The organism is Phaeodactylibacter xiamenensis (assembly GCF_000759025.1).
GTDB lineage: Bacteria > Bacteroidota > Bacteroidia > Chitinophagales > Saprospiraceae > Phaeodactylibacter > Phaeodactylibacter xiamenensis.
In genome coordinates this window covers 1-983 of sequence record NZ_JPOS01000125.1, presented here as the reverse complement: position 1 = coordinate 983, position 983 = coordinate 1, and the positions used below count along the sequence as shown (strand labels likewise).

Annotated in this window: 1 protein-coding gene; it reads right to left on the bottom strand. The window is 33.8% G+C overall.

Translation table 11 applies throughout. The features are described from left to right. Nucleotides 1–66: 66 nt before the first annotated feature. Nucleotides 67–879, bottom strand: coding sequence for an abortive infection family protein (locus IX84_RS30105; protein WP_044230290.1), 813 nt, complete (start codon nt 877–879; stop codon nt 67–69). Between the last annotated feature and the right edge of the window lie 104 nt (nt 880–983).

Sequence of the window (983 nt, the reverse complement as noted above, 5' to 3'; positions counted from 1 at the left end):
GGGTTGTGCAGCCGCAGTACGCAGCGTAGCGGAGTATTGTCGGCTGCACTGTGTTCCATGCTGTTTCTATTTTTCTTTATTTGATTGATATTCTTTCGAATCTATTACAAAGTCACAAATTGATATTGCACAATTTACTGCTAATTTAGCATGGTGTTTTGATGGTTTTAATTTTGTTGCATGTCTGTCACCATAAATATTACTTACTCCTGCTAATCCATTTACGATTGAATTTAGTCCCGAAAGAATCTGAATAATAGAATCTGGCATTTGGTCTTTATCTATATTCAGTTTTAGTTCCTTCTTTACAGATTTATACAATTGAGTCAAGTCTCCTTTATAATTCATTTCTTTACCTGTCAATTCTTCTACTAATTCTATAAATACGGCTTCTGTTAATGACCGAGCATTTGTTATTGCTCCATTGTAATCTCCTGAGGTAATTTTATCATTACACTTTCCAATTTGTTCATTCACGAATTCGTGGCTTAAAGTTTCGATAGTTTCTGCTTCTACCAAACTTCCTGTATCGTCATATACCTTATAGAATTCTCCGTTCTTTTTTAGTTTGTATCCATCAAATCTCAAAAAACTATTTACGTGATTTATTGCAGAATCCAATTTGTCCTCTTGTCCAATAAAGTTTCGTACATCCAAGATTTCTTCAATTAGAGGTTTCAACTGATCTGTATCATTCATTTCTCTTAACCTATCTTCTGCAAAAATATGTCTCGAAGGAAATCCTTGACCATAAGTAAGATTGTATCCGTACCTATTGAATAGTTTAACCAAATTTGGACCGCTTAAATAAGGAGTAAACTCTGAATCTCCTGTTATTACTAATTTTAAATGTTCAATTGTATTTTCCGATATCTTCATGTTCAATTTGTTAGACTATTTTCTAACTTTCTTTGGATGCTGATAAGTTCCTTTTTTCTTAATAGCATGGAACGGCCCGGCTACGCGCAGGCTGGGATTCTAAA

Coding starts and splice junctions, on each gene's coding strand:
- IX84_RS30105 (WP_044230290.1), bottom strand. CDS start 879: ATGAAGATATCGGAAAATACAATTGAACATTTAAAATTAGTAATAACA.